Source organism: Cellulosimicrobium funkei (assembly GCF_900155925.1).
Classification (GTDB): Bacteria; Actinomycetota; Actinomycetes; order Actinomycetales; family Cellulomonadaceae; genus Cellulosimicrobium; species Cellulosimicrobium funkei.
Map to the genome: position 1 here is coordinate 958675 of NZ_FTMI01000001.1, position 22470 is coordinate 981144.

Here is a 22470-nt window from a genome sequence, read left to right on the forward strand (position 1 = left end):
CCGGAAGGACTGCAGCCATGTACAACTCGACCCTCGCCCAGACCGCCCCCGTCCTCGCCGTCACCGGTGTCGCGACCGCGTTCCACGTCGTCGCGGCCTGGACGCTCCTCGTCGCGGGCCTCGCGCTCGTCACGACGGCGCGCGTCCTGCGCCGTCGGGCCGCCGCCCGCGCGCAGCGCTGAGAGACGGCTGACGAACAGCCCTGCCCACGACCGGTGGGGACGGTCGTGGGCAGGGCCTTCCTCGTCGCGCCGTCAGCCGACGGCGTTCCGGCGCCGGGCCGCGGCCAGGGCCAGGAGGCCGAGGAGCAGCAGGAGCGCTGCCCCGCCGGCGACCCACGCCAGCGTCGCGCCGGTCGTGGCCAGCGACCCGCCGGGCTTGCCCGGCGTGCCCGGGTCGCCGGGTCGGTCAGGCGTCGCGCACGCCTGGGCGGCGTCGGTCAGCCCGTTGTGCCCGATCCCGGCGGTGTTCGCGAACCCGCCGCTGCCGTCGGAGCCCGGCTCGGGGCAGGTGAACGTCGTGTCGTCCACCTGCGCCGTGTCGAGGGTCGCGACGACCTCCACCCGGTAGGTGTGGGTGGCCCCCGCGGCGAGGCTCACGCCGGTCGCCACGACGTTGGCCGGGTCGCCCGGCGCGCCCTGGCCCGTCCACGAGCCCGACGGCGTGACGCCGTCGGGCGCCGCGGTGACCTTCGCGGTCCGGACCTCGATGCCGGCGCCGTAGCGCAGGCGGTCGGTGAGGTCGTAGACCCCGGCGGCCGCGCCGTCGTTCGTGGCGGTGACGGTGTAGGCCACCGTCCACGACCCGTCGGCACCCGCGACCGGCGTGCCGTCCATCGTCTTGGTGATGTCGATGGAGGGCACGGGGGCGCAGTCGGTGTCGGTCTGCGTCCCGCCGGTCTCGTCCGTGAGCGTCGCCGCGTTGTTCAGCCCCTGCTCGGTGAGGTTCCCCCCGGGAGCCGCGGTGCACGCGGGCGAGCCCGTGCCGTCGTCCTCCACGTCCGTGAAGTGCAGCGGCACGGAGGCGACCACGGTGACGCGGTAGACGTGCGGGGCGTACCCCTCGTCGTCCAGGCCGCCGATCACGACGTCGGTCGCGATCCGCCGGTCGGCGTCCCCGTCGAACCCGTCGTTCAGGGTGACGCCGTCCGGACCGGTCACCGCGACCGAGTCGACGGTGATGACCGGGGCGAAGAGCAGCTCGTCGTCCAGGTCGTAGGTCGTGGCCTCCCCGCCGACGTTGCCGACGGTGAGGTCGTAGACGACCTCCCACGTCCCGTCGCCGGTCGGTCGAGCGGAGACCAGCGCCTTGTCGAGGGTGGGCTTGCCCGGACGCACGCACTCCTCGTCCTGCCCTGGGATGCCGTTCCAGTCCACGGCCGCGACGTTGTTCAGCCCGCCGGGCACCGTGCCACTGTCCGTGGTGCACACGTCCGTGTCCGGGATCTCGACATCGGACAGGTCCGCCGCGTACCGCACCGTGACCGTGTAGGTGTGCACGACCGGGCCCGTGCCGGCACCCGCGATGGGCTGACCGGTCACGATCCGGACGTCCTCGAGGCCGTCGAAGCCCTCGTTGACGCCCACAGACTCCGGCGCGTCGGTGACGACACCCTGGACACCGACGACCGTCACGCCCTCGCCCGGCGCGAGCGCGTCGTCGAGGTCGTACGTGCCGGCTCCGGGACCGCGGTTGGACACCGTGACCTCGTAGACCACGTCGTACACACCGTCCTCGCCCTCGACCGGCGTCACCGCACCCGAGAGGGACTTGGTGATGACGATCAGCGGGAGGGTGGCGCACACGTCGTCGTCCTGCGTCTCGCCGTTGTGCGTCAGCGTGCCGGCGTTGGCGAGACCACCGGTCTCACCGGACCCCGGCTCGGGGCACGCGAGCGTGTCCGGCGTGACCGTCGCGGCATCGAGCGAGACCACGACCTGCACCTGATAGGTGTGCGTCGCACCGGCCTCGAGCGTGGCCGCCGTGGCGACCACGTTCTCCTCCGAGCCTGCCTCGCCCTGACCGGTCCAGCCCGCGTTCGGCTCGACGCCCTCCGGCGCCGTGGCGACCGCCGCCGACTCGACGACGATGCCCTCGCCGTAGAGCAGCTGGTCCACGAGGTCGTAGTCGCCCGCGGTCTGGCCGGTGTTGGTGGCGACCAGGTCGTAGGTGATGGTCCACGTCCCGTCACCGTTGCCCGTCGGGCCCGCCGAGATCGACTTCTCGATGCCGATCAGCGGCAGCGACGCGCACACGCCGTCCTCGGCCACGATCCCGTTGTGGTCCAGGCTCGCCGAGTTCGCCAGACCACCGTTCGCACCCGACCCGGGCGGCGGGCACTGCAGGTCTGCCGGGTCGATCGTGGCCTCGTCCATCTGGACCGTGACCTCGACCTGGTAGGTGTGCGACGCGCCCGCGGCGAGCTCGACGCCGGACGCCACGAGGTTCTCCGGTGCGGCGTTCTCCGCACCCAGGCCGGTCCACCCCGCGTTCGTCTCGACCCCGTCCGGGGCCGCGGTGACCGCGGCGTCGACGATCTCGATGCCGTCGCCGTAGTGCAGGCGGTCGAACACGTCGTACTCGCCCGACTCGCCACCGACGTTCTCCGCCACGACGTCGTAGACGATCGTCCAGGTCCCGTCGCCGTTCGGTGTCGGGCCCGCGCTGATCGACTTGTCCACGACGATGTACGCGATCGCCACGCACGCCGTCGCGTCGTCGGTCAGGTCGTTGTGCTCGACCGTCGCCGCGTTCGACAGGCCGCCCGGAGAAGCTCCGGGCTCGGCCGAGCACGGCGTGATCACCGGCGCGCCCTCGACGCCCTCGGCGATCCCCAGCACGACCTCGACCTGGTAGGTGTGCGTCCCGCCCGCGGGCAGGACGACGCCGAAGGCGATGACGTTCTCCGGGGCGCCCTCGGCACCCAGGCCCGTCCACGCCGCGTTCGGCGTCACACCGTCCGGGGCGGTGACGACGGCGCCCGAGCGGACCTCGAGGTCACCGTCGGCCGTCATCCGGTCCGTCACCTCGTAGGTGCCGTCCGCAGCGCCCGCGTTCGTCGCGACGACGTCGTAGGTCACCGTCCACGTCCCGTCACCGTTCGGCGTCGGGCCCGCGGAGACCGTCTTCGCGATGTCGATCGACGGGATCGGCGCGCACGCCTGGTCCTCCTCGGTCTCGCCCTCCGGGCCGGTCAGCCCGGAGGTGTTGTTGAACCCCTGGTCCGCGTCGGACCCCTCAGCGGGGCAGGCGGTCGGTGCGTCAGCGCCGGAGCCGGCGCCGTCGAGCTGCAGCGGCACGTCGGCGAGGACGGTGACGCGGTAGACGTGCGGCGCGTAGCCCTCGTCGTCGTTCCCGGCCAGCGGCACGTCCGCCGCGACCAGGGTGTTGCCCTGGCCGTCCCACGCCGGGTCGGCGAGGACGACGCCGTCGGGCGCCTGCGTCACCGTCGCGGAGACGATCGTCGCCTGGTCCGTGAAGTGCAGCGCGTCCGTCAGGGAGTAGGTGGTCGACGGGGTCTGCGTGTTCGACACGACGACCTCGTACACGACCTCCCACCGGCCGTCGCCGACCGGGGTGGCCGAGACGACCTCCTTGGTGTGCGTCGGCGTACCGACGACGACGAACCCGGCCGGGTCGCAGTTGATCGTGGGCTCGACGCCCGAGTCCGCCGGCACGTCCGCGTCCGCGCACGCCGTGTTCACGACGGAGTCGGCGACGGGCTCGGTGAGCTCGATCTCGAACTCGTGGCTCTCGGTCGCTCCCGGGGCGAGGGACTCGATCGTGAACGACCCCAGCTCGGGCTGCAGGTCGTCGGAGACCGCGACGTTCGTCAGCGTCCCCTGACCCGTGTTCTCCACGACGATCCGGTAGCGGACCGTGTCGCCGACGCGGAACCGCGGGTAGTCCAGCGGGTCGTTCGCGTCGCGCCACTCGCCGTCGGCGTCCTGCACGTACTTCTTCAGCGACGCCGAGTAGTAGTTCGCGATCGAGGTCGACGCCGACGTGCGCATGACGAGGCGCGTGTTCTCGGCACGGCCCTGCGCGCGGTTCACGAGGACGTCGCCACCGGCCATGCCGTCGGTCACGACCGGGACGTCGAGCGTCAGCTCGCCCCGCGCCGGGAGGGCGCCGGTGATGACGCGCACCGCGGTGGCGTCGGGGGTGTACGTGGTGCTCCACCCGACGGTGTTGCCGGTGGTGCTGCCCGCCGAGCCGTTCGTGGCGTCGGCCGGGTCGTCGGTGAGCGTCGCCGGGTCGGCGGTCGTGTAGTAGACGGTCCCCCCGACCGAGGAGGTCACCGGGCCGTCGAGCCGGTACGAGCCCGAGAACGCGGTCCCGCGGCCGTCACCCACGTACGGGAGGATGTCGATCACGTCGACGAACTCCTGCGGGAGGGGATCCTCGGAGCGCACCAGCACGGTCCACGAGCCCGCGCCCGCGCCGTCGCCGGCGAGGTTGGGGATGAACGCCTGGTCCGCCGTCTTGATGATCCTGGTCAGCCCGGACTCGTTGACCACGACCGTCGCGGTCGCGGAGTCCGACTGCACGCCCTCGGCCGAGGCGGTGACGGTGTTGACCAGCCGCTCACCGCCGGCGACGTCGTCGGGGTACGTCACCTGGTAGGACAGCGACTGCGGAGCGTTCGTGGGCACCCCGTCGAGGGTCCACGTGAGGACCTGCTGACCGGAGCCGTTCGTCGTAGCGACCGGTTCAGGGCTCGACGAGCCCGGGACGTACGTCGTGCCGAGCGGCAGCGTGTCCACGAGCTGGTAGTCGTCCACGGTGGGCGCGACCGCGCCCGTCCCGTTCGCGGCGTAGCTCAGCGTGTAGGTCGCCTGCCCGCCCGGGTCGACCGTCGTCGGGAGCACCGACTTCGCCACGTCCGGCGTGACACCGATGACTCGCACGATGTCTCGGCCGCCCACCGCGTACGGGTAGCGCGCGTCCGGCGTCAGCGTCGCGGACGGTCCGGCGTCGGACGGTGAGGTCGACCGCGCCGCGTTCACCCAGGCGTTCGTGGCCGACGAGGGGTTGATGTACGACCCCCAGGTCCACACGTCCTGGCCGACCTGGGCGCTGGGCAGGAGCCGCTGCGTCGCCTGCAGGACGAGATCGCGCTGCCAGCGTGCCGCCGTCATGGAGTACGTGGCGCGGACCGCCTTGACGGTCGACAGGTCCGCGGGGCGGGTCGTGGTCCACCCCGTGGTCCCCTCGCACGTGAACGCGTTCGGGTCGTAGGACGCGCTCGCGGGATTCACCAGCGCCGAGGTCCCGACGTAGTAGGCGACGGGCAAGCCGGCGGGCTCACCGGTCGTCCCGTTGTCGAAGCGCGTGAGGGCACCCGTGAACTCCACGTACCGCGTGTCCAGCACCAGGCAGAGACCACCCTGCGTGGAGTTCTGGTTCTGGACGTTCGGGTAGAGCACGCGCACTGCCGAGCCGAGCTCCGACTCCGGGGCGACGCGGTAGGTGTCGGACCACACGGTCGCGTTCGAGCCCGTGTAGCCGGGCTGCCATGCGTGCGACCAGACGCCCGTCGTCCAGTTCTTCGCCGTGGTGTTGTTCGCGGGGTCGTCGTTGGTCGTCTGCCCGTCGACCGCGGTGTAGGTCGGCGCGCTGGACGTGACCGAGATCTGCCCTGCGCCCGCCGCCGTGACGACCCGCAGCTGGATCTGCCCGGACGCGACCGCGACGCGGTCCGTCGGCAGCGGGTTCCCGGCCGAGTCCGTCGTCGGCACCTGCGCGTGGCTGTAGTCGATCCCGGCCAGCGTCAGCGTGTACGACGTCGAGCTGTTGCGCGTGAGCGTGCAGGACCCGACCGACGGCGCCACCTGGCTCGCGTCGTGCGTCCCGCCCGACCACGGGTGGCCGGTCGCCGCCCCGCTCGTGAACGCCGAGCACGCCTGCGGCCCGACCTGCGTGACCGCGCCGAGGCTGTTGGACACCGTGAGGTTGTAGGAGACGGGGTCCTGGCCCGCGGGGCTGTTCGTCCCGTGGAACAGCGTCCAGTTGAACAGGAAGTCGCGGGAGGTGTCGTTTCGCGTGCTCCCGGAGACGCTCTCCACCCAGTGGATGTCCTGCACGAACCCGTTCTGCACGGGCAGCTCGGGCAGCGACGTCTGCTGGTCGGCGATCGTCGCGCCCGCGCTCACGGTCTCTCCGGTCACGGCCGTCACGCGCATCGGCGTCGTCAGCGAGAACGCCGTCCCCTCGGTCTGCGTCCCCACGTTGCACACGAGCGTCGAACCGACCTCGGAGACGCTCGACGCGGGGTCCACGCCGTCCACGAGGCACGCGGGCGGGAGCGCGTCGAACACCGCGCCCTGCGCCGTGATCGTCACCGTGACGTTCTCCACCGGCGCGTTGCCGGGGGCCACCGCGTCGTCGTTGAGGTTGAACCACCACTCCGCCGAGACCGCGTCACCGGTCTCGAGCGTCGCGGGCGTGGTGTCGGCCCAGGACCCCTCGAGCTCGTACACGGTCGCCGCCGTCGCGGGCAGCGCCGCGGCCGTGAGCCCCGCGCCTCCCAGGACCAGGGCCGTGACGCCACCGATCAGGCGACGTGCACGCGCTCCTCGCCACCACGAACCGGTGCGGGCGTGCCGGGCGCCGCGGGGTGCCGCGTGCCTGGCGGGTCGCCCGCCTGCCGCGGCCGCGGCGTCTCGCTCGAAACCTTGCATGGGGTCCCCTTCGTCGTGCGCACGCGCCCCTCGCGTGCACGGTCGTCACCCCATAGGACCCGTGCCACCGAGACCTATGACGACCGTGACCTGGGAAATCACCTGTCCCATCACCAGTTCCGTGAAGGAATTCACCCGGCCTGCGAGACACGCTTGCAGAACCCGGGACGTCCGCCAGGATCACGGCTATGACAGGCGCCAGAGACGTCCCACGGAGCCGGGAGAAGATCCTCCGGACGCTCGACGCCGGCGACCTCGACGGCCTGGAGACCGTGTTCGACAGGCTCTGGTACGACCTCCCCGACCGCTTCGCGCGCGAGCTCCTGACAGCGCTCGCACGGGTTCCTCCCGAGGTGCTCGACCGTCGCCCGCGCCTCGGCCACCTCGTGCTGCTGGCCCAGAGACGACGCGACCACGAGCACGACGACGAACGCAGCATGTCCCGGCTCGTGCGGCACTACTCGCGGGCCGGTCTGCGCCACAGCAGGCGGCTCAACGGGTTCACCCGCCTGCACGACGTCCTCTCGGCCGGCACCGCGGCCGTCGTGGGCCTGCGGCACCGGCGCGACCACGACGCCTCGACGCGGGTCGGCGCGTGGGTCGAGCAGCGGACGACGCTCCTCATGACCGGAGGCCCGCTCCCCTGGACCGCGGGGCGCCCGGACGCGCGGCCGGGCTGGCTGAGCGCGCAGCGCGGGATCACCGCGATGCTGGCGGGTGCGACCGACCTGGCGACCCAGCACCTGCGCCGCGCGGCCGACGAGGCGGGCGACGAGCCCCACGGCCACTTCGCTCGGGTGAGCGCGGCGTCGAACCTCGCGCTCCTGTCCGCCTACCGCGGCCACCACGACCTCGCGCGCGAGCAGCTCGCCGTGGTCCGCGACGCCGCACCGTTCCCCCGGTGGATCGCCGGAGCGCACCTGCGCAGCGAGGCGCTCGCGCGGGCGCACCTCGCGATCCACGAGGGCGACCCGGCGACGGCGCAGCGGATCCTGAAGGCGATGGACCCGACCTCCCCGGCCGCGGGCGAGCTGTGGGCGTTCCTCGCGTCAGCGCGCGCAAGCCACGCCGCCTTCTACGGCGACCCCCTCCAGGGTCTGCGGGAGCTGGACGAGGTGCGCCTCGTGCACGGGACGATCGACCCCGACCCGGGGTCGTTCGTCGGGCGGGTGCTCCTGCGGGCCGAGGCGAAGCTGCTCCTGCGCGCCGGCGGCGCGGGCCGCGTGCTGCACCTGGCGCACGGCTCCGAGGAGGACACGACCGAGTGGCTCGCGAACCACCACGCCTGGGCGCACCTGTCGGTGGGCGAGCACTACGAGGCGATCGGCCTCGCCTCGTCCGCCATCCACCAGACGTCCCTGTCACCGACCGACGCGCTCGACCTCCACGTCGTCCTCGCGGTCGCCCACCTCCGCGCCGGGCGCGAGGACCGCGCGCGGAGCTGGTTCCAGAAGGCCCTGCGGCTGCGGTCGTCTCCCGAGCACGCCGCCCCGTTCCTCGCGCTCGAGCCGGACGAGCGGCGCACGCTCGCCGAGCTCGCGGACACCGCGGACGTGCTGCCCCGGGGCGCCGTCGAGGCGCGCAACACACCCCCGGTCACGCTCGCGAGCCGGCTCTCCCCGCGCGAGAGGAAGGTGCTGCGCTCGCTCAGCGAAGGCTTCACGGCGGAGCAGACGGCGGCACGGTTCAACGTGTCGGTGAACACCATCCGCACCCAGATCCGCACGCTGTACCGCAAGCTCGGCGTGTCGAGCCGGCGCGAGGCCGTCGCCGTCGCGCAGGAGGCCGGGATCCTCGCCGCAGCCCGGGGGAAGGCCGTCGGGCGGTCGGAGCGGCGCTACGCCCCGGGTCGGCGAGCCGCGACCGGCACGGCGACCTCCATCACCGGGCCGGGACCGCCTGCCTCCCAGGTCGGCAGGTAGACCTCCCGGTCGTCCCCTGCGGGCACACCGCCCGCGAGCGCCCGCCCGGACGCCAGGTAGTCGTGCACGAGAACGAGACGCTCCTGGTCGCGGGCCTCCGCGGCCGTGAGCGCGACGTACGCCTCCTCGTGCGCGTCGTCCGTCGTGAGGGCGAAGCCCGACGGCGGCCGCACGGGCGCGGGGACGGGCACCCGGAGCGTGAGGCGGGCGGCGTACCCCTCGGTCGCGCGCTCGTGGAGCTCGACGTAGGGGTGGCCGGCGAGGGGCACGTCGGCGACGCGCAGCACGGCGAAGACCGCTCCGGTCGCCTCGGGCAGCACGGACGGCAGCTCGGCGAGCGTCGCGCGGCGCTCCGTCCCGAGCACGAGCCGCTCCGGGACGTGCCGTCGGTGCACCACGACGTCCAGCCGTGGCGCGCCGACGAGCGCGGACCGGACGTACTCCGCCGCCGTCAGCGACGCCGCGAGCGCCGACCGGCGGTCGCTCCACACGGCGTCGAACGCGGGGACCGGGTCGGGGGCGGCGAGCACGTCGCCCACCTCGGCGAGCGACAGCCCGACGCCCCGCAGGAGCCGGACGAGGCGGGCGCGCTCCACCTGGCCGCCGTCGAGCAGCCGCGGGCCGTCCGCGGAGGTGCGGCGCGCGTCGAGGAGCCCGCGGTCGACGTACATCCGGACGGCCTTCTCGCTCAGCCCCGTGGCGCGCGCCACCTGACCCGTCGTGTACTCGTCCATGCCCGCGACGCTAGGGCCTTCCCCTGGGACAGCCGCAAGGGGCCGGCTCAGTCGTCGTCGCCGGGCACGTAGGGCCCGCGGCGGAGCTCGAGGTCGATCTGCTCGGCGTCCAGCAGGTCGAGCGCGTGCCGCAGCGCCTGCGAGCTGTACGCGCCGGACGTGCGCGCGTCGAGCAGCGCGACGCGCTGCGCGGCGATCGCCCGGAGCCGGAGCTCCTTGTACTGCGCGAACAGGTCGGCCGACGTCGCGGCGTCGGTGTCGCGGTTCTCAAGCTCGCGCACGACGTCGCGGCGCACGCGGGCGACGACGGCGCCGTCGTAGGTGGTGCCGTCGGCGCGGCGGAGGTCGGGCGCGTCGATCACGGCCACGGCCGCGCCGTCGAGCTCGGCGCGCACGGCGCCGCGGTCCTCGTCGGCGCGCGTGGAGCCGCCCGAGAGGCCGAGCCGGCGCACGACCCACGGGAGCGTGCCGCCCTGCACGACGAGCGTCCCGGCCGCGACCCCGAACGCGACGAGCACGAGGAACGAGCGCTGCGGGGTGTCGAGCGGCAGGGTCTGCGCCGCGGCGAGCGTCACGACGCCCCGCATGCCCGCCCACACGAGGAGCGTGCCCTCGCGCCAGCCGAGCCGCTCGGCCGTCAGGTAGTCGATGTCGGCCGCACGACGACGCAACGACGACCGCAGCCGGCCCACCCGCTCCGGGGGCGCCTTGGCGACCATCTCGGCACCGCGTCGCTCCGGGGTCCGAGGCGCCGGCCCGGCCGGGGAGGGCCTGGCCGGGGCCGGCGTGACGGGCGTGCCGTCGGCCGCGAAGCGCGCGTCGAGCTTCTCCTGCATGCCCGCGATGACGCCGCGCATCGACTCGCCCCGCCGCGCGCGTCGCGCGAGCGACCGCAGGAGCGTCGCGACGTACGCGGAGCGCACGACGAGGATGACGACGGCCGCGAGCGCCGCCACGCCGACCGCGCGCCACAGGCTGCCGTGGGCCTCCTGCACGTCGGTGACCAGCGCGAACAGCTCGAGCCCCATGAGGAGGAAGACGGTGCCCTCGAGCAGCAGCTCGACGGTCCGCCAGTTCGACTCCTCGGCGAGCCGGTGCTGGGGCCGCAGGTACTTCGCGGCGCCGTTGCCGGTGACGAGGCCCGCGGTGACGACGGCGACGAGGCCCGACGCGCCGAGCTCCTCCGACGGCAGGTAGGCGAGGAACGGCACGACGAAGGACACCGCGGTGCTCAGCGCGGGGTTGGCGAGGCGGCGCCGGACGAACAGGCCGAGGAACCCGACGAGGAACCCGACGAGCACGGCGACGACGACGGCGAACACGAAGTCGCCCGCGACCGACCACAGCGACACGCGCGTGGCGGACCCGCCGGTCGCGACGGCGATCCCGATCCCGGCGATGGCGGAGCGCAGGAGCACGAGGGCGGACGCGTCGTTGAGCAGGCTCTCGCCCTCGAGCAGCGTGACGACGCGGGGCGACGCGCCGAGCCGTTTGACGATGGACGTCGCGACGGCGTCGGTCGGGCTGACGATGGCGCCGAGCGCGAAGCCCGCCGCGAGCGGGATGCCGGGGATGAGCCACGTGAAGAGGTAGCCGAGGAGCGCGGTGCTGAGCAGGACGAGCACGACCGACAGGCCGCTGATCGCGGTGAAGTCCCGCCGGAAGTCCATCGTGGGCAGGCCGACGGCCGCCGAGTAGAGCAGCGGCGGCAGGATCCCGGCGAGGATCCACTCGGGCTCGAACTCGATCTCGGGGACGGCGGGCACGAAGCTCACGACGACGCCGACCGCGACGAGCACGAGCGGCGCGGCCACGCCGGCCTTCGGGGCGAGCGCGTTGACCCCGACGATCGCGACGACCGCGAGCGTCCCGACGACGATGAGGGAGAGGATCTGCTCCTCGGTCAGGCTGAACGGGAACTCCATCTGCACCTCCGGCTACCGGCGCCGCGCCCGGGTCGGCGCGCGCGGGACGCCCCCACGCTAGCCGCCGGGGCCGCCCCCGGCGGTGCGCACGCGGCGTTCGAGGCGCCACTCGTTGCCCGAGGTCCCCGCGACCCAGCGGTGCTCGAGCCGGTCGACGCACGCCCGCGCGAGCGCGAGCCCGCGCCCGGACTCGGCCTCGGGGGGCGGCATGGTGCGGTCGAGGTCGACGTCGGCGGCGGGCGCGGTGTCGCGCAGCACGACGACGACGCGCCCCGCCCCGGCGTCGAGCTCGGCCCGGACCTCGACCGTCTCGGGTGCGGGCGAGTGCCGCACGATGTTCGCGGCGATCTCCGTCGTGGCGAGCTCGACGGCGAGCCGGTCGTCGGTGGGCACCCACGGCGCCTGGCCCCAGAGCGCGGCGAACGCGTCCGGGAGGGCGTCGAGCCACGGCGGGGACGCGGTCGCGCTCAGCACGACGAGCGGGGCGTCGTCCGGCGGGGTCACGCGGGGGTCACCCGTCGGCGAACGCGCTCGCCGCGTCGTCGTGCACGCGCAGCACGCGGTCGAGGTTGGTGAGCCGCAGGACCGTCGCCACGGAGGGCGCGGCGTTCGCGAGCCGCAGGTCTCCGCCGGCGGCGCGCGTCGTGCGCAGCCCGCCGACGAGGGCGCCGAGGCCCGAGGAGTCGACGAACTCGAGGCTCCCGAGGTCGACGACGAGCCGGGTCCGGCCCGCCTCGACGAGGTCGGTGACCGCGTCGCGCAGCTGGGGTGCCGTGGTGAGCGTGAGCCGCCCCCGCGGCACGATCACCGCCCCCGTCTCCTCGAGCGGTGTCACGTCGAGCTTCACTGGTCCTCCGTCCGTCGTCCGGTCATCGTCGTCTCCGGCACGGGCTCGCGCGGCGGGCGTGGGCCGGAGTACCGCGCGGCGGGGACGAGCACCCCGAGCACCGCGAGGTCGTACGCCACCCAGGCGAGGGTGACGAGGGTCGCGCCGAGGTCGGCGTCGAACGCGACGAGGCGCACCGTGCCGACGACGGCCGAGACCACGAGCAGCACCATGGCCGTCAGCTGGGGCCAGATGGTGCGCCAGGCCGGCCGGTGCTCCCCGGTCCGCGTCTTGGGCGTCACGACGAACCCGAGCGGGCGGCCGAGGACGACGTTCGCGAACGCCGTCCAGCAGGCCCGGATCCACACCGGGAAGAGCGCGAGCGAGTACTGCTGCCCCCGCCAGGTCCGCACCCCGCGCGCCACGACGAGGAACAAGAGCTGGTTGAGCACGAAGTACGGCACGAAGCGCACGAAGAAGTCCGTCCCGAACGCCTGGACCGGGAGGATGCCGAAGCACAGGTACACCATGGGCGCCGCGAGGTACGCGAGGGCGGCGAAGCCCGCGAGGTAGCTCCACATCGTCGCGAAGTACATGAGCCGCTGCCCCACGCGCAGCCCGCGCACCGTGAGCGGGTTCTCCCGGAGCATCACCTGCACCGTGCCCTGCGCCCAGCGCAGGCGCTGCTGGAGCATCGTCGGCATGTCCTCGGGGGCGAGCCCGTGGGCCAGGACCTCGTGGTGGTAGACCGACCGCCAGCCGAGCGCGTGCAGCCGCATCGCGGTGGCCATGTCCTCGGTGACGGAGATCGTCGCCATCGGCATCACGGCCTGCGCCTCGTCGCTGCGCCCGACGTCGACCGCGTCCGCGAGGCGACGCACCGCCTCGACCGCGACGAGGGGCGAGAGGTCGCGCCGCGCGAGCCGGTCGAGCGCCTCCTCGTCGACGACGAGCTGGCCGATCTCCTCGTCGACCTGGAGCGGGCCGCCGGACACGAGCTCGGGCTCCACCGTCGCCAGCTCCGCCCGCAGCGCCTCCACCTGGCCGGCGACGACGCTGCGCGACGCCTCGTCGACGCGGCGCTGGAACCGGTAGGTGACGTCGGCGGCGGGCTCCCCCGCCGCGAGGGCGCGGCGGGCCTCGTCGGCCTCCGCGCGCAGCCGCTCGACGGCGGTCCGCACCGCCGGGTCGGCCGCCTCCGGCGAGCGCGCCGCCCGGGCCAGCACCGAGCCCGCGGTGCGCAGCGCGCGCCGCACGCCGACCGTCACGCCCCGCACGTACCCGACGACGCCCAGCTGCATGAGCGCCTCGCGCCGCAGCACGGCGTTGGAGCCGCAGAAGAACGCGGCGTTCCACCCGTCCTTCCCCTGCTGGATCGGCCCGTAGAAGAGGGGCGCCTGGCTCCCGAGGGGGTCGGCGTCGTCGACGTTGACGAACCACTGCGGGGTCTGGACGATCGCGACGCGCTCGTCCGCGGTGAAGTACCCGACCGTGCGGTCGAGGATCGCCGGGTCGGGCACCTGGTCGGCGTCGAGAACGAGCAGCAGCTCGCCGTCCGTCTGGAACAGCGCGTTGTTGAGGTTGCCGGCCTTCGCGTGCCGCGGCTTGCCCGCCCAGCTCGCGCTGCGCGTGAGGTACCCGACGCCCGCCTCCGCGGCGGCGGCCCGCATGCTCTCGCGCGCGCCGTCGTCGAGGATCCACGTGCGGTGCGGGTACCGGATGGCCCGGGCCGCGCGGGCGGTCGCGAGGACGAGCTCCTCGGGCTCGTCGTACGTCGTGACGAAGACGTCGACGGTGACGCCCTCCGGGGCGGGCGGCGGCTCGCCCCGCTCGCGCAGGCGCCACATCGTCACGCCGAAGAGGGCGGTGTCCACGAGGCTGTACGTCTCGGCCAGCACGAGCGGGACGGCGATCCACCAGTGCGACCACGCCACGGAGTCGAGCCACCGCCACACGACGTAGTTGACGCCCGTGACCAGCGCCAGCACGACGAGCACGCGGATCAGCACGAGCCGCCGCGCGGAGCCCCTCATGCCGCGACCCGCTCGACCACGAGGACGGTGAGGTCGTCCCCGACGTACCGCCCCTCGGCGAGCCCGACCAGCACGTCGAGCGTCGCCGCGGCGTCCCCGGCCTGCCGGACCTCGCGCGCGGCACGCGCGAGGGCCGGCCCGTCCGGGACGGGCAGCGGGACGTCCGGGTCGAGGAGGCGCGGGTCCCCGCCCGGGACCCCGAGGTCGGCGAGCAGGTCGACGAGCCCGTCGCTCACGACGACGAGGCGGTCGCCCGGGTCGAGGGTCACGTGGTGGACGGTCCGCGCGGTGCCCGGCGCGACGCCGAGCGGCAGGCCGTCCGCCTCCAGGCGGTGGATGCCGCCGTCGGGCCGCAGCACGCTCGCCAAGCCGTGGCCCGCGTCGACGTACGCCAGCCGGCCGCTCTCCCGCTCGACCGTGGCGCACCAGGCCGTGACGAACGACCCGACCTCCTCCAGGTCCGGGGCGAGCAGGTCGTCAGCCGTCTCGACGCCCGCCGCGAGCGACGGCGACCGGAGCGCGGGCCGCAGCGCGGCGCGCGCCGACGCCGCGACGATCGCGGCGGGCATGCCCTTGCCCATGACGTCCGCGACGACGAACCCGGCGCCGTCGGCCGTCGTCGTCCAGTCGTAGAAGTCGCCCCCGACGCCGCGGGCCGGCAGGCACCGTGCCGCCACCCGGTACCCCTCGAGCTCCGGGGCGCGGCGCGGGAGGAGCCCGCGCTGCACCGCGCCCGCCCGGTCGAGCTCGACGTCGTGCTGGAGCTCCCCCTGGACCCACAGCGCGAGGTCGCGCAGCAGGGAGCGGTCGGCGTCGTCGAACCGGCGCGGCCGGGTGTCGATGACGCACAGCGTGCCGACCAGCTCGCCGCCCGGCGCCGCGATGGGGTGCCCGGCATAGAACCGCAGGTGCGGATCGCCCACGACGAACGGGTTGTCGGCGAACGTGGCGTCCTGCGCCGCGTCCTCGACGACGAGCGTGCGGTCCGCACGGATCGTCACGTCGCAGAACGCGCCCTCGCGCTGCGCGACCGGGCCGTCGAGGCCGACGAAGGCCTTGCGCCACTGCCGGTCCGCGTCCACGAGCGTGATGCTCACCGTCGGGACGCCGAACAGGCGCTGCGCGAGCCGCGTCACGCGGTCGAACCGTTCCTCGGGCGAGCTGTCGAGCACCCCGAGCCGCTGGAGCGCCAGGACCCGCGTGCGCTCGTCCTGGAGCGCGTCGGTCGTCGTCAAAGTCTCTTCCCCCTGCTCGTGCCTCTCCGTCGTGACGCGACCTCCCGACATCTATCACGGAGTGCTGCGCGCCGCAGGGGCAGGAGGCCGTCCGCACGTCCCGGACCTGGACCTTCGCCCGTGCGCGCCGCCGCGCGTCTCGGCGTGGGGCCGCTCCGGTCGCGAGCGTCCCGCGGTCCGGAGACGCTGCCAGAGGCGACGAACCGCCGGGCACCCGAGGAGAGGGAGGACCGTGGACGCGATCACCGTGCTGGAGGACCTGTTCGGGAGGATCGGGCCGACCGCGACGCGCGCGGTCGACGGCCTCGGCGAGGACGCGCTCACCGCGCGCGTCGACCCGGGCGCCAACACGATCGCGTGGCTCGCGTGGCACCTCGCGCGCGGGCAGGACGCCCAGGTCGCGGGCGCCGTCGGGCGGGACCAGGTGTGGACGCGCGACGGGTGGGCCCGCCGGTTCGACCTGCCGTTCGACGACGGCGCGACCGGCTACGGGCAGTCGGCAGACGACGTCGCGCGCGTCCGTGCGCGCGACGACCTGCTGCTCGGCTACGTCCACGCGGTCCAGGTCGAGTCCCGCGACGTGCTCGCGTCCCTCACCGCCGGCGACCTCGACCGGGTCGTCGACGAGACGTGGGACCCGCCCGTGACGCTGGGCGTCCGGCTCGTGAGCGTCGCGGTGGACGCCCTCGAGCACGCCGGCCAGGCCGCCTACCTCCGAGGGGTGCTCGAGCGCACCGGCCGCGCCTGACGCAGCGCGGGATCGCCGAGCGAGGCGCGACCGAGCGCCAGGATCTGCGGTCGTAGGGTCGGACGATGGGGAACCCGACGCACTTCGACGCGCTGGCGGACTCCTACGGGTCCGCCCGTCCGCCGTATCCGGCCGAGCTGTGGGAGCGGGTGCGTCGGACCGGCCTGGTCGCGCCGGGCCGGCGAGCGGTCGACCTCGGCGCGGGCACCGGGGAGGCGACCGGGCCGCTGCTCGCAGCGGGGGTCGACGTGGTCGCCGTCGAACCGGGCACGCAGCTCGCCGCCGTGCTCGCCGCCCGTCACCCGACGGCGGAGGTGGTCGTCGCACGGGCCGAGGACGCCGAGCTCGGACGAGCCGCGTTCGACCAGATTCTCAGAGAGCCGTTGAACAGCGGCGCGTGACATATGGGAGGTTATGGGCACTGAACTAGTGCACGTTGCATCAGATGCACGATCTCGCACCCCACGGCAAAGTCCGCGTCTGTGCAGGTCAGCGCGCCAGTCGCCCTCTCGTGCCTGCCGCCGGGTTCTCCCGGCCCTTGCCGTGTTGCCGCAGATCACTGCAGCCGGTCCGTCAGCGCCCGCCTGACGTCACGCTCCGCCAGGCGCTCGATCGGGCCCAGGGGCTCGAACACGTGCGAAAAACCCTGGTGACGCGAACTGCGGTTCGACAGCACAGGACCATTTGAGAGCTAGACCTCAACGAGCCATTCCTGCTTCCCTGGCCAACGACTGAATGCTCCTCGATGGGCGGTGACACGTTGAAGGGCCGGTAGCGACCCTAGAACCTCCGCATCCACAATCTGGCCACAGTCGGCAACGAGCAACTCCTCCAACTTCCTGCACTCGGCAAGGGGCGCCAGACTGACAGTCCTTTCTGACCACTGCGCACGAGGAGGCTGGACGCTTAGTCGGCGCAAGCCATGGAGCGATCGAAAGCAATCAAACGACGCCGCCGCCGCACCCTCAATGTCAACCTCTCCGATACCTTCACTCCCATCCAGGCCAAGTTCAGGGACGACCCCGCCGACCGACTTCTTGAAATCAAGTCGCAGTCGGCGAAGGCTCGGAATTTTCGCCAGGTCAAGCCGGCCGCTTGTCGCGATCGCTTCGAGCCCTAGGAACTCAATACGGCGAAGAGCAGAAAAGTGGCCGACGATCGAGGAGGCGGGGATTGAGAGAGAGGCGATTCGCTCGATACTGGACGAGACCACGGGTTCCGCGAGGCGTCCATCCAACCAAAGAACCTCGAGACTTGAAAGCAGACCCTCCGGGAGTGGTCCGATAAGTCGGCGGGTCTGCACCTGCAAGAACCGCAACTTCAGGCGCTCGAGCGCGCCCAATTCAAGAACTCCACGCGACTGGCGTTCGGGGAGGACTATGAGGCCATCCACGCCCGCGCGACTCAGCTCGCTTATGTCCTCGCCCGACGGCTGCCCGTAGATCTCAGCGGTCCGGTATGGACCATGGATGCCACCAGCATGAAATTCAAATACGGGAAATCTCATTGCGTCGCCTCGCAATTTGGAACCGACTATTCAACAGCCGACCGCCCTTTTTAAAGAACCCACCGAGGGCGCGATGCCGAATTCGAATCAACGCATCCTCAACCGCATCCATCGCGTACCCCTTGCCAATACTGTGCGTGCGAACTGATGCGATACTCTGGACAGTGTATCCCTTCTCTTTGAGCGATCCACGCTTTCTGAAGTGGGCGTGGATTCGCTTGTGCATGTTCTTCGCCTGACCAATGGACTCCCACCGAACCGACGAAGCGGCAACCGGGTGAACCTGGCCGAGGACACCGCAGCTCAGCAGCCCTCCCCAGTCGACCCGCCAGAGGTCGACGCGCTGGACGATGCCGCGATCTGCACCGCCTACGGCGACGTGATGACGATCGCGGAGAACGCCGATCTCGCCCTCGCCGAAGGCCGCACGGAGGCGCAGGAGCGTGACGGCTGGTACCGGCTGGCGACCCGCGTACTCGATCGCTTGCCCTCCGCAGGGGACAGCGCGGTGCAGACGGCGATCGGTGAGCTGAAGGAGATCGCGCCGGTGACGTCCGGAGCGTTTGGGGAGTCGACCGGTGTGGCTCCCCCGAGTGGAACGACGTCCAAGGCGACCTCGGCGACGCGTGCGACGACCTCGGTGCACCGCTGGCGATCACGATGTTCACCGGCGGATGATGCAAGACCAATGCCCAGAGACGTCCACTGATCCGAGCACGCAGGGCCATAGCGCCTTCACGAGACGCGGGTAGCGTCAAGACGTGCGGAGTCGAAGCGGCAACGGGAACGCGAGCCGTCTGCGTAGCGTCGTGATCCCCGGCCTGTCCCTCCTGGTCTTGACCGCCGCGGCCGCCAGCTTGATAGGGGTTGTGCTTTCCGGTGTCGCGCATCATGCGACCCCGGTGGCTGAGGACGCGGTGCGGACCGCTCGTGGGGTGACGGAGGCTGACGAGCTGCGCGTGGCGTCGCTCGTCGACCGGGCTGCGAGCTGGCCAGGAGTCGAGAGCGTCTCAGGTCCAGAGCGCATTCGCCGCGACTTCCTGGAAAGCACGGTCAGCGTTCCTCTGGATGTCGTGGTCCGTGACGACGTGTCCAGGGACGACCTGACCACCCTCACGCTGGATCTCTGCAGAGCGTCACGGGCGGGTCTGGCCTCTCGCGATGCAGTTCGCGCTTCTCTGAGATTCGAATCGGCAGTCGCCGGAGTCACCTGCAGCGCCCCCGCGCACGCCGATGCGATTGGGGCCTTGCTCTACGAGGTGGCGGCTCGAGGAGACGCCGACGGGCTCGAGTGGATCTCGCTCAGCATCGCCGGAACTGAGGAAGCGTCTCCCCCTCTGGTGCGGATCGGTCTATGGCCCGCCGACCCGGCGAACGGCACCCGACTAGAGACCGAGTGGTCTTCGATGGCGTCAAGGCTTGGCTTCTCACCGGCCGAGGCCGCGGTGCGGGACGATCCGGCACCGCGGACGTCGGCAACTGGGGGCTGATCATCGCTGACCGCGATCCCCTCCAGGTGTGGCCCAACTCTCCTTGCCGCTCGAAAGCGTGCCGTGCCTCCGTCGCGCCCCCTTGATCGCCAGCGAAGGAGGAATCATCGTCTGGTCGTTTCGATGCCTTGATCTTCCACGTCGACCAGCTGCGCTACGTCGTCGTCGAGCTCAAGGTCGGCGAGTTCGACTCAGGACACGTCGGCCGGCTCGGCACCTACGTCGCCCTCGTCGACGACCGACTGCGCAAACCCGATCGCCACGCCCACACCGTCGGCATCCTCCTCGTCGCCGGCCCCAACGAAGCCATCGTCCGCCACGCCCTCGCCGGCGCACCCGCACCACTCGCCGTGGCCAACTACACCTACGACAGCCTGCCTCCCGACGAGCAAGCTGCACTTCCCCGGGCCGACGAGCTCACTGCGATCCTCGAGCACGACCTCGGCGACGAGCCCGCACACCAGACGTCACGCAGGTTCTCGGTGTCGCCGAGGTAGGTCGCGACGGCGTCCATCGCGTCCCCGATCCTCTGCAGCGGCGTGAACCAGCCGTCTCGGCTCGTGCCGGGCCACAGGGTGCGGCGTTCGAGGAGCAGCCACCGGTCCGAGCGAGCGTGCTCGTTGCCGCTGTGAAGCCCCTCCTCACCGAGCGCCTCGGCGCAGCACCGCGTCAGGCAGACGGCGCCACCGCGTCGACGAACCAGGACGTCAGAGTCGTGGGGTGGGTGATCGCGGTGCCCACGCACACGGCGAACGCCCCGCGCGCCATCGCCTCGGCGGCCTGGGCGGGGGTGTGCACGCGACCCTCGACGACGACCGGGAGGGTGCAGGCGGCGACCATCTCGTCGACCAGCGCGAGGTCGGGGCCGTCGGTCCGGGGCCGCTCGCCGGTGTACCCGGAGAGGGTCGTGCCGAGCAGGTCGACGCCCGCGTCCTGCGCGGCGAGCGCGTCGTCGAGCGACCCGCAGTCCGCCATGACGAGCGCGTCGGTCGTCTCGCGCAGGCGCGCGACGGTCTCGGCGAGCGTGAGCCCGTCGGGGCGCGGCCGGCGCGTGCCGTCGAGCGCGACGACGTGCGCGCCCGCGTCCGCGACCGCGACGGCGTGCCGCAGGGTCGGGGTGATGAAGACCCCGCCGTCTCCGTCCTTCCACAGCCCGACGACGGGCACGTCGACCGCCGCGACGACGGCCGCGACGTCGTCCAGGCCCTGCACGCGGACGGCGGCCGCACCCCCGGCGACGACGGCGCGCGCCATCTGCGCCGTCGTGCGCGGGTCGCGCAGGGGCTCGCCGGGGTAGGCCTGGCAGGACACCGTGAGGCGTCCGCGCATCGCGTCGAGGACGCGCTCGCGCGTCCAGGGGGTCCGGTCGTGCTGCTCCGCGCTCATCGCGCTCCTCCGTCGGTCGTGCGGTCGTCCAGCAGGTTCCACGCGCCGCGCGCCGCGCCGACGACCGCCGCGACGTTCCCGAGCGCGGCGGGCCGCAGCGGCAGGTCGGCGAGCACGTCGACGACCTCCGCGCGCAGCGCGTCCTCGAGCGCGGACCACCACAGGTCGCCCGCGCCGGCCATGCCGCCTCCGACGACGACCACCTCCGGGTCGAGCACGGTGACGACCCCGGCGACGGCGCGGCCCACGGCCCGGGCGGCGTCGCGCACGACCGAGGCCGCGAGCTCGTCCCCCGCGTCGGCCCGGGCGACGACGTCGCGCGTGTCGGGGCTGGTCGCGTCCCCGCCGAGCGCGAGGTAGCGGCGGTGGACGGCCGGGCCCGCCCCGATGGCCTCCAGGTGGCCGGTGCGTCCGCACGGGCAGCGCAGCAGCTCGGCGCCGGGGACGGGCACGTGCCCCAGCTCGCCCGCGACGTGGTGGGCGCCGCGCAGGGGACGCCCGTCGAGCACGACGGCGCCCCCCACCCCGGTCCCGACGGCGACGAGCAGCGCGCTGCGCGCGCCCGCGGCGGCGCCGCGCCACACCTCGCCGGCGGCGTGCGCGTCGACGTCGTTCTCGACGAACACGGGCAGGTCGGAAACCTCCGCGAGGTCGGCGAGCCGGCGACGCAGGCCGCCCGCGACGTCGGTCCCGGGCCAGCCGGGCAGCGTGTCGGTCGCGGAGACGATCACGCCGCGACCGACGTCGACCACGCCGGCCGTGCCGACCCCGAGCGCGCGCAGGCGCGCCGCGCCCGGCAGCGCGGCGACGACCTCGCGCACGACCCCGGCGACGGCGTCGAGCACCGCATCGGGGCCGCCGGCGGCCGGGGTCGGCACGGCGAGCACGGGACCGAGAGTCCCGTCGGCCGCGACGGTCGCCGCGGCCGTCTTGGTGCCGCCGAGGTCGACGCCGACGACGACCGTCGGCGCGGCGGCGTCCGGGGAGGCGTCAGCCACGCAGGAGCCCCGCGGCGCGCGTGATCTCCTCGACCCGCGCGGCGACGTCGTCCGCGAGCGGCTCGACGGGGAACGCGAGGGTCTCGGTCGCGATGAGCCCCTGGCGCTGCGCGGCCACCTTGAACGCCCCGACGCCCGCGGCGTCGCCCGAGCGGCCCCGTGCCTGGAACACGATCTCGAACAGCGCGGCGATACGGTCCTGCTCCACCCGGGCATCGTCCCACTTCCCGGCCTGGGCGAGGTCCCACAGGCGCACGTAGCCGCCCGCGTCGACGTTCGCGAGGCCCGGCACGACGCCGTCGGCGCCGAGCAGCAGCATCCCGTCGACCACGACCTCGTGCCCCGTGAACAGCGCGAGGGGCGAGCCGGCCGCCGCGTTGGCGGCGACGAGGCGGCGGAAGCCGACGTCGTCGCCCGACGAGTCCTTGACGCCCGCGAGGACGCCCTCGGTGCCGAGCCGGACGAGCAGGTCCGCGGGGAGCTTCGTCCGCACGCGCACCGGGATGTCGTACGCGAACAGCGGCACGTCGACGGCGGCCGCGACGGCCCGCAGGTGGCGCTCGATCTCGTCGAGGTCGTTGAGCGCGTAGACGGGGGCGGTCGCGACGACCGCGTCCACCCCGCCCGCCACGAGCGCCTTCGCCTGCTCGACGACGCGCGCCGTCGTCAGGTCGATGGCGCCGCCCATGACGGGCACGCGGCCCGCGGCCGTGCGGACGACGGTCCGCACGACGACGTCGCGCTGCGCGTCGGTGAGGTAGGCGACCTCGCCGGTCGACCCGAGCACGAACAGACCGTGCACGCCCTCGGTGACGAGGTGGTCCACGAGACGCTCGAGGGACGCGACGTCGACCTCGCCCTCGGTCGTGAGCGGGGTGAGGACGGGCGGGACGATCCCGCGGAAGGGGGTGGTCACGAGGAGCTCCGGTTCTGGGTTCAGCGGTGTGGTGGTCGGGGTGGTGCCCGGCGTCGGGCGGGGCGCG

General features: G+C 73.4%; 18 protein-coding genes. 7 read left to right on the plus strand and 11 right to left on the minus strand.

Translation table 11 applies throughout. The features are described from left to right. Positions 1–17: 17 nt before the first annotated feature. A complete protein-coding gene (locus BXA05_RS19950; RefSeq protein ID WP_158097153.1) occupies positions 18–182 on the plus strand; it encodes a hypothetical protein in 165 nt (54 codons plus the stop codon). Between the two features lie 72 nt (positions 183–254). Here the strand turns inward: BXA05_RS19950 and BXA05_RS04185 are convergent, their stop codons facing one another. Next, a complete protein-coding gene (locus BXA05_RS04185; RefSeq protein ID WP_076403999.1) occupies positions 255–6482 on the minus strand; it encodes a CLIPPER-2 domain-containing protein in 6228 nt (2075 codons plus the stop codon). Between the two features lie 389 nt (positions 6483–6871). On the opposite strand from BXA05_RS04185, the gene BXA05_RS04190 reads away from it, so the two are divergent. Further along, positions 6872–8605, plus strand: coding sequence for a helix-turn-helix transcriptional regulator (locus BXA05_RS04190; RefSeq protein ID WP_076404000.1), 1734 nt, complete (start codon positions 6872–6874; stop codon positions 8603–8605). Here the strand turns inward: BXA05_RS04190 and BXA05_RS04195 are convergent. From BXA05_RS04195 to BXA05_RS04220, 6 genes are read right to left on the minus strand one after another with little or no spacing between them, the layout of a single operon-like run. Next, on the minus strand, positions 8521–9339 hold the full coding sequence (locus tag BXA05_RS04195) for a MerR family transcriptional regulator (RefSeq protein WP_076404001.1): 819 nt from the start codon (positions 9337–9339) through the stop codon (positions 8521–8523). The genes BXA05_RS04190 and BXA05_RS04195 overlap by 85 nt on opposite strands. A 47-nt stretch (positions 9340–9386) precedes the next feature. Next, positions 9387–11264 (minus strand): cation:proton antiporter, encoded by a 1878-nt coding sequence (locus tag BXA05_RS04200; RefSeq protein WP_076404002.1) that lies wholly within the window; start codon positions 11262–11264, stop codon positions 9387–9389. 57 nt (positions 11265–11321) lie between these two features. After that, positions 11322–11768, minus strand: a complete 447-nt coding sequence (locus BXA05_RS04205) for an ATP-binding protein (RefSeq protein WP_083711377.1) — start codon at positions 11766–11768, stop codon at positions 11322–11324. Between the two features lie 7 nt (positions 11769–11775). Then, a complete protein-coding gene (locus BXA05_RS04210) occupies positions 11776–12111 on the minus strand; it encodes an STAS domain-containing protein (protein ID WP_051028350.1) in 336 nt (111 codons plus the stop codon). Then, positions 12108–14123 carry a glycosyltransferase family 2 protein gene (locus BXA05_RS04215; protein WP_076404003.1) on the minus strand — a complete coding sequence of 672 codons (2016 nt, stop codon included), beginning with the start codon at positions 14121–14123 and terminating at the stop codon, positions 12108–12110. Before BXA05_RS04215 ends, BXA05_RS04210 begins: the two co-directional genes overlap by 4 nt. After that, positions 14120–15358 carry a PP2C family protein-serine/threonine phosphatase gene (locus tag BXA05_RS04220; RefSeq protein WP_076404004.1) on the minus strand — a complete coding sequence of 413 codons (1239 nt, stop codon included), beginning with the start codon at positions 15356–15358 and terminating at the stop codon, positions 14120–14122. The genes BXA05_RS04215 and BXA05_RS04220 overlap by 4 nt, the downstream gene beginning before the upstream one ends. A gap of 232 nt (positions 15359–15590) precedes the next feature. On the opposite strand from BXA05_RS04220, the gene BXA05_RS20395 reads away from it, so the two are divergent. Further along, positions 15591–16106 (plus strand): mycothiol transferase, encoded by a 516-nt coding sequence (locus BXA05_RS20395; protein ID WP_076404005.1) that lies wholly within the window; start codon positions 15591–15593, stop codon positions 16104–16106. 65 nt (positions 16107–16171) lie between these two features. Further along, positions 16172–16507 (plus strand): class I SAM-dependent methyltransferase, encoded by a 336-nt coding sequence (locus tag BXA05_RS04230; RefSeq protein ID WP_076404006.1) that lies wholly within the window; start codon positions 16172–16174, stop codon positions 16505–16507. A gap of 290 nt (positions 16508–16797) precedes the next feature. Here BXA05_RS04230 and BXA05_RS19565 read toward each other — a convergent pair whose 3' ends face one another. Further along, positions 16798–17613: a hypothetical protein gene (locus BXA05_RS19565; protein WP_143311030.1), complete on the minus strand. Its 816-nt coding sequence runs from the start codon at positions 17611–17613 to the stop codon at positions 16798–16800. A 277-nt stretch (positions 17614–17890) separates the two neighbouring features. On the opposite strand from BXA05_RS19565, the gene BXA05_RS04235 reads away from it, so the two are divergent. The 3 genes from BXA05_RS04235 to BXA05_RS04245 all read left to right on the plus strand — a co-directional run bounded on the left by BXA05_RS04235 (position 17891) and on the right by BXA05_RS04245 (position 19600). Continuing rightward, positions 17891–18322 carry a hypothetical protein gene (locus BXA05_RS04235; RefSeq protein ID WP_076404007.1) on the plus strand — a complete coding sequence of 144 codons (432 nt, stop codon included), beginning with the start codon at positions 17891–17893 and terminating at the stop codon, positions 18320–18322. Positions 18323–18422: 100 nt separating this feature from the next. Beyond that, positions 18423–19103 (plus strand): hypothetical protein, encoded by a 681-nt coding sequence (locus BXA05_RS04240; protein WP_076404008.1) that lies wholly within the window; start codon positions 18423–18425, stop codon positions 19101–19103. A 128-nt stretch (positions 19104–19231) separates the two neighbouring features. Continuing rightward, the gene (locus BXA05_RS04245; RefSeq protein WP_076404009.1) at positions 19232–19600 is read left to right on the plus strand and encodes a PDDEXK nuclease domain-containing protein; all 369 of its coding nucleotides are present in this window, start codon (positions 19232–19234) and stop codon (positions 19598–19600) included. Between the two features lie 172 nt (positions 19601–19772). Here the strand turns inward: BXA05_RS04245 and BXA05_RS04250 are convergent, their stop codons facing one another. The 3 genes from BXA05_RS04250 to BXA05_RS04260 are packed head-to-tail and all read right to left on the minus strand — an operon-like array spanning position 19773 to position 22403. Continuing rightward, positions 19773–20489, minus strand: coding sequence for an N-acetylmannosamine-6-phosphate 2-epimerase (locus BXA05_RS04250; protein ID WP_076404010.1), 717 nt, complete (start codon positions 20487–20489; stop codon positions 19773–19775). After that, entirely contained in the window at positions 20486–21487 is a 1002-nt protein-coding gene (locus BXA05_RS04255; protein WP_076404011.1) for an ROK family protein, read from the minus strand. Before BXA05_RS04255 ends, BXA05_RS04250 begins: the two co-directional genes overlap by 4 nt. Then, complete coding sequence (locus BXA05_RS04260) at positions 21480–22403, minus strand: dihydrodipicolinate synthase family protein (protein ID WP_034652676.1); 924 nt, start codon at positions 22401–22403, stop codon at positions 21480–21482. The genes BXA05_RS04255 and BXA05_RS04260 overlap by 8 nt, the downstream gene beginning before the upstream one ends. Positions 22404–22470: the final 67 nt, after the last annotated feature.

Bases quoted from the DNA above. Each gene is read 5' to 3' on its own strand.
- BXA05_RS19950 (WP_158097153.1), top strand. From the start codon at position 18: ATGTACAACTCGACCCTCGCCCAGACCGCCCCCGTCCTCGCCGTCACC.
- BXA05_RS04190 (WP_076404000.1), top strand. From the start codon at position 6,872: ATGACAGGCGCCAGAGACGTCCCACGGAGCCGGGAGAAGATCCTCCGG.
- BXA05_RS04195 (WP_076404001.1), bottom strand. From the start codon at position 9,339: ATGGACGAGTACACGACGGGTCAGGTGGCGCGCGCCACGGGGCTGAGC.
- BXA05_RS04200 (WP_076404002.1), bottom strand. From the start codon at position 11,264: ATGGAGTTCCCGTTCAGCCTGACCGAGGAGCAGATCCTCTCCCTCATC.
- BXA05_RS04215 (WP_076404003.1), bottom strand. From the start codon at position 14,123: ATGAGGGGCTCCGCGCGGCGGCTCGTGCTGATCCGCGTGCTCGTCGTG.
- BXA05_RS04230 (WP_076404006.1), top strand. From the start codon at position 16,172: ATGGGGAACCCGACGCACTTCGACGCGCTGGCGGACTCCTACGGGTCC.
- BXA05_RS19565 (WP_143311030.1), bottom strand. From the start codon at position 17,613: ATGAGATTTCCCGTATTTGAATTTCATGCTGGTGGCATCCATGGTCCA.
- BXA05_RS04250 (WP_076404010.1), bottom strand. From the start codon at position 20,489: ATGAGCGCGGAGCAGCACGACCGGACCCCCTGGACGCGCGAGCGCGTC.